This window comes from Mucilaginibacter sp., assembly GCF_039935595.1.
In the GTDB taxonomy this organism is placed as follows: domain Bacteria; phylum Bacteroidota; class Bacteroidia; order Sphingobacteriales; family Sphingobacteriaceae; genus Mucilaginibacter.
Map to the genome: position 1 here is coordinate 1 of NZ_JBDTJZ010000051.1, position 5,931 is coordinate 5,931.

Consider the following 5,931-nt stretch of genomic DNA (forward strand, 5'->3'; position numbering starts at 1 on the left):
AGCAGCGCTTTAACTCATCCGATTCGGAAGATGCCTTGACGGTTGAAGCCTACCTGGCAGGTATACCACACGTTACTACGGGTATTTACTGGACTTACAATAAGGTAATAGCCACCTTAAAATTAACCGCCCTGCTAAAAAAACAATTGATCAAGCTGTCCAACGGCGAAACCAAACGATTGATGATAGCGGCGGCATTGCTTAAAAATCCGTTACTATTACTATTAGACAGCCCTTTAACCGGATTGGATGTGCAAACGCGGCAGGAATTTAACCAAATAATTAACGAGATAACAGCATCGGGTATTACGATAGTAATGGCTACATCGCCTTTTGAAATTCCGGATGCTATTACCGATATCGCTATCTTAAAAAGCGGCACCATAAATAAACTATTGCCAAAAGCCCAATATGATCCTGAATTATTTATTAAAACAGGTGATGATAAAATTGATAAGGAAGAACTGCGCGTCTTATTAAGTACGCATACCCCATCTACATACCGGCAAATAGTAACCATGAAAAACGTCAACATAAAATATGGCGATGTTGAAGTATTAAAACAGGTAAACTGGCAGATAAAACCCGGTGACCGCTGGGCATTGCTTGGCCATAACGGCGCGGGGAAGTCAACCCTGTTAAGTTTAATAAATGGCGACAACCCGCAGGCCTATGCCAACGATATTATTTTATTTGATAAAAAGCGCGGTACCGGCGAAAGTATATGGGATATTAAAAGGAAAATTGGGTTTATGTCGCCCGAGTTGCACCAGTACTTCCCTACTGATAATAGTTGTTTGCAGGTGATAGAATCGGGCTATTATGATACGCTGGGGTTATTTAGGCAAAGCAGCCCCGCCAAGGCGGCGATTGCCCTGCGTTGGATGAAAGCTTTAGAAATAGACAAATATGCCCGCACTCTTTTAAAAAACATCCCAGCCAGTGCGCAACGCTTATGTCTGCTGGCCCGCGCCCTCATTAAAAACCCCGACCTGCTGATATTTGACGAACCCTGCCAGGGCATGGATACCCACCAGCAGCAGCACTTTAAAAACCTGGTAGATGCCATTTGCAGCCTAAGCAATGTAACCCTTATTTACGTAAGCCATTACCAGCATGAGATACCGGAGAGCGTGAGTAAGGTTTTGAGGTTGGAGAAGGGTATGGTGGTGGAATAGTCATTGGTAGAAATTATTATTCAATTTTTGTTTGATTATGTATATTTAATTATGAAACATTTGTCCATATTTATATTATTTATTGGTTCAACTTTAATAAGTACAGCACAATCTTACGGTATTATAAATGATAAAGATGGGTTTGTAAACGTCAGGAAATCTCCTTCTATTAACTCTCCGATAGTTGGGAAAATATATTCAGATCAGCTATTTGGTTACGATTATGATACGGCAGATAACTCAAAATGGGTGGATATATTTCAGCAACATGAAAATACTGGTCATCTTGAAGGTTATATCAGTAGAAATAAAATATTACCGCTAACAGCGTTAAAAAAAAATAAAAAAAATAATGACAGCCTATCAGTTGTTATTAAATCCTCTGCATTTAATCCGCAAATGCACACTTTACAGTATAACAAGCCGCGTAAAAATGAGCGCGCCGACTTAGTGAAAATTGATGGGAAAGCAATCTGGGGTCAAGATGGGGGTATACCTAAAAAAGAAATATCGTCCGTAAAAATTATAAAAAATGGCACACAGATTACTATCCCGAAAACAGCTTATAATGATTTATACGAACCTGACTTTGGTTCATTAAATATTTATTCAAACAAAAACACCATATATATTGAAATGGAAAACAGTGATGGTGCAGGTTGGTACACTATTATTTGGGTTATAAAAGATAATAAGTTTGATTATAGATATATTGGTACAATTTAAATAGTGGCATCTAACAAGTTCGTGATTTTGACAACCAACTAATCCAACAACCCCATAAATCATAAAATCAGCGATTCAGGCAAATATTATTTACTAAATTTAATTTTGTAAATTTGTTAATATGATACGCACTATATTAAAATCTGATAATAACCAACTTACACTTCAATTGCCAAATGACATGGTTGGCAAAATGATTGAGGTTATTGCTTTTGAAATAGATCAAATTACCCCCTCTAAAAACACTAACGACCTTGAAAAGGCTGAAAAAATAGCAGCGATTGATAAGGCACTTAGTAAGCACCGTGTAGATCTGTCAAATTTTAAATTTGACAGGGACGAAGCTAATGACTATGAGTAAGATAGCCCTCGATACCAATATATTAATATACCTGCATGACAACCGCGAGTCTTCCAAAAGGAAAAAAGCTAATGAATTAATAACAGTTGGACCTGTAATTTCATCTCAAGTAATAAGCGAATACCTTAACGTTTGCAATAAGCGACTAAAAATGACCAAGCAAAATTCGTTGGATTCATTAATGGCGTGGTTACCTTATTGTGAGCTTTCTTTATCTGAGATTTCTATTTATACAAATGCGATGCGTTTAATTGAAAAATATCAGTTTCAAATGTTTGATGCTGTTATTGTCGCATCTGCCTTAATTTTGGATTGTACAATTTTATATTCAGAAGATATGCAACATCATTTAATTGTAGATGAGCAATTAAAAATTGTAAATCCTTTTGTTTAGTAATATAAAATCAAACAACCCCATAAATTATCAAAATCATATTTTTTTGGCAAAAAACATGGTTAACACATTTTAATACCTTTTTTATATTATTTAATTGATTATCAATTAGTTAAACAAAAAATATTTCAAAATTGTGTTAAACGATGTTAAACTGTTTTAACAATCCATTTTGTTATTTTCATAATTTATGTAATTCCTAAATCATAAAAATCAGCGATTCAGACAAACCATCCTAAAATCTTAACAATCCTAAAAATCATAGTTATATTTGTATATGAATACAGCCGATCTGTTACAGCGCGCTTCGCAGTTTGATTTTTTGAGCATTGAAGAAGGTATGTTTTTGTATGAACATGCTCCTACTGCTGATTTAATGTATGTAGCCAACGAATTGCGCAAAAAACAAGTGCCCCACGGCAAAGTAACCTGGCAGATAGACCGTAATGTAAACACCACCAACGTTTGTATAGCCAATTGTAAGTTTTGCAATTTCTTCCGCCGTCCGGGCCATGAGGATAGCTATATAACCGATATTGAAACGTACAAAACCAAAATTGAGGAGACCTTCCGTTTTGGCGGCGACCAGCTTTTATTGCAAGGCGGTCACCACCCCGATCTGGGCCTTCAATTTTATACCGATCTGTTTAAACAACTAAAAGAATTATATCCATCGTTAAAACTACACTCGTTAGGTCCGCCGGAAATTGCACATGTGGCTAAGTTAGAAGGCATGAGCCATATCGATGTTTTAAGCGCGATGAAGGCCGCAGGTTTAGATTCATTACCCGGTGCCGGTGCCGAAATATTGAACGACCGTGTGCGCCGCCTGATATCAAAAGGCAAATGCGGCGGTAAGGAATGGCTGGACGTAATGCGCGCAGCGCATCAACTTAACCTGCCAACATCGGCAACCATGATGTTTGGTCACGTAGAAACTTTGGAAGAGCGTTTTGAACACCTGGTATGGATACGCGAGGTACAGGCCGAAAAACCCGAAGGTGCTTATGGCTTTGTGGCATTTATCCCCTGGCCGTTCCAGGATGATGGTACGCTGTTACGTAAAGTGCGCGGCATCACCAACAACGTAACCGGCGATGAATATATACGCATGATAGCCCTGAGCCGTATTATGCTGCCCAATATTAAAAACATACAAGCATCGTGGCTAACGGTAGGCAAACAGGTGGCACAGTTATGCCTGCACGCCGGTGCCAATGATTTTGGCTCCATCATGATAGAAGAAAATGTGGTATCTGCCGCCGGTGCGCCGCACAGGTTTACTGCCAAAGGGATACAGGATTCCATAATTGAAGCCGGTTTTGAACCTCAACTTCGTACCCAACGCTATGAATGGCGACAAATGCCTGCACAATTGGAGGAACAGGTTATAAATTACTAATACAAAAAAGCCTTCCCGATTAATCGGGAAGGCTTTTGCACTATATATAGGCAGATTATCTAACACCAAAAATGTTAACCAATGCCACAACCTGTGCCATGGTTAAAGGTTCGTCAAATGCCTCTGTTGCTGCGTTTACAGAAACGTTACCACTTACGCCTGCTAAATTGGTAATAGTTACACCACCTTGTATAACATTATCCTCGCCAGCGTAATTACCGTTTACAGCAGCTATGCCGGTATCATTTGCGCCGGTTATCCAGGGTTTGGTAGTTGTAGCACCGCGCGAACGGCGTATCTGGCGGATAGCTGACGCATGGCGCGCCTCTACCGAGTGAATATTTAAAGCAGCCGTTAATACCACCTGGTTACCCAACAAATTAGGGGCCTGACCTTTATAGGCACGTACACCGGTATCTTCAAAAGCTTGTGCTACCGCAAAATAAGTATCTACATTGGATAATACTGTGGTGAACGGACCTGTACCTGTTACCGTATTGGTGGTGGTGTTAAAGCCGCCGGTAAAATCGTAAGCGCCATTCATACCCTGCGACGATTGAGCCACAGCAGCAGAACCTAATACACTCTGTAAAAATTTAACGTGCGCATTTTCATGCCCTTGTATAGTTACCAGGTAAGCTTTCTCGGCGGTAGAAAAACCCAGATTTGAAGCTACACCGGCATTATAAAAGGCGGCTTCCAGGTATTCTAACTTCAAGGCATAGTTTAAAACATCATTTACAGCTACTGTTGGAGTTTGACCATAAGCTCTTTTAAACAAGGTACTGAATGCAAATGGCAGAGCGGCTACCGCTACTTTTGATCCAAAGCTCGTGATGTTTTTAATGGCAGCACGGCGCGGGCTGATCCTGTCCTGAAACTCCGGATCAACGTTATTTATTTCTTCTATTATATTTAATAAATCCATGTCTTTAAAATTTAAAATGATACATAACCATAGTTAGACGCATTTACTTTTGTTTTCAGGTAAGTATTTGCAATTGCAAGCACCTGCGGTATAGTTTGTTGTTTATCCATACCATTTGCATCTAATACTGTAGAATCAGCAAAACTGCCGGGATTTAACAAATTGCGGATATAAGATGCGTGCCTTGCTTCAACCGATACAATTTTACCGGCCAAGGTTAGGTATCCGGCATCTTTAATTAAATAACCGGCACCATTATAAGCAGTAACACCGGTATCTTCAAATGCCTGAGCTGCCGCTAATACTTTAGCCCGACTCGAAAAATCAATCGAACTAAAATCAGGTGTTAAGGCCTGTATGGCGTTACTACCTAAAGCTGTTTTAAAAAACTCGCGGTGACCAACTTCATGATCACGTATGTCTGTCAATAACGAGGTTTCAACACCTGTAATACCGCTGTAAGGTGTAGCCGCTACCTGTATATAAAAGGCAGCTTCAAGTTGTTCTAATGCGTAGGCGTAATTTAAAATAGCCAGATCGCCTTGTGCACCAATATCAATACCTGTTGTTGGCATAACACGGTTATCCTTGTGGCATGATGCAGCAGCCAATACCCCAACGCCTGCAATACCGGCACCGGCATAGCGCAAAAATGACCTCCGGGCCAAATTTGGGCTTTGTTCTGTTTTTGTTTCTGTTTTCATAAGTAGTTTTAAAGATGTTATTGAAAAATTTATAGATGGTTCTTTATAGATGTACGAGATTGACGCGATTCAGTTTTAATTTATATTGGATTATAAACTCTTTTTAGGAATACTATTAATTTTATGGGCTTTGGCCTCCTTTAATACTATTTATTATTTATAATTGTTGCCGCGTAAAAGGGTGTAATAATTAATTTATGATAACAGATCCGGAACTTTATATTGAAGCTTTGGTGTT

Annotated in this window: 7 protein-coding genes; 5 read left to right on the top strand and 2 right to left on the bottom strand. The window is 39.2% G+C overall.

Annotated elements, in window-relative coordinates; all coding sequences use genetic code 11:
* The 5 genes from ABI367_RS02865 to ABI367_RS02885 all read left to right on the top strand — a co-directional run.
* Window positions 1-1,178, top strand: a 1,178-nt coding sequence (locus ABI367_RS02865; protein WP_462227210.1) for an ATP-binding cassette domain-containing protein, incomplete at its 5' end; no start/stop codon positions are given.
* Between the two features lie 51 nt (window positions 1,179-1,229).
* Window positions 1,230-1,904, top strand: a complete 675-nt coding sequence (locus tag ABI367_RS02870) for an SH3 domain-containing protein (protein ID WP_462227211.1) — start codon at window positions 1,230-1,232, stop codon at window positions 1,902-1,904.
* 121 nt (window positions 1,905-2,025) lie between these two features.
* On the top strand, window positions 2,026-2,265 hold the full coding sequence (locus ABI367_RS02875) for a hypothetical protein (protein ID WP_462227212.1): 240 nt from the start codon (window positions 2,026-2,028) through the stop codon (window positions 2,263-2,265).
* Window positions 2,258-2,659: a PIN domain-containing protein gene (locus ABI367_RS02880; protein WP_462227213.1), complete on the top strand. Its 402-nt coding sequence runs from the start codon at window positions 2,258-2,260 to the stop codon at window positions 2,657-2,659. Before ABI367_RS02875 ends, ABI367_RS02880 begins: the two co-directional genes overlap by 8 nt.
* 277 nt (window positions 2,660-2,936) lie before the next feature.
* Window positions 2,937-4,061, top strand: coding sequence for a CofH family radical SAM protein (locus ABI367_RS02885; RefSeq protein WP_462227214.1), 1,125 nt, complete (start codon window positions 2,937-2,939; stop codon window positions 4,059-4,061).
* Between the two features lie 55 nt (window positions 4,062-4,116).
* Here the strand turns inward: ABI367_RS02885 and ABI367_RS02890 are convergent, their stop codons facing one another.
* Together ABI367_RS02890 and ABI367_RS02895 are read right to left on the bottom strand one after the other, a co-directional pair.
* On the bottom strand, window positions 4,117-4,989 hold the full coding sequence (locus ABI367_RS02890) for a ferritin-like domain-containing protein (RefSeq protein ID WP_462227215.1): 873 nt from the start codon (window positions 4,987-4,989) through the stop codon (window positions 4,117-4,119).
* An 11-nt stretch (window positions 4,990-5,000) separates the two neighbouring features.
* Window positions 5,001-5,693: a ferritin-like domain-containing protein gene (locus tag ABI367_RS02895; protein ID WP_462227216.1), complete on the bottom strand. Its 693-nt coding sequence runs from the start codon at window positions 5,691-5,693 to the stop codon at window positions 5,001-5,003.
* Window positions 5,694-5,931 lie beyond the last annotated feature (238 nt).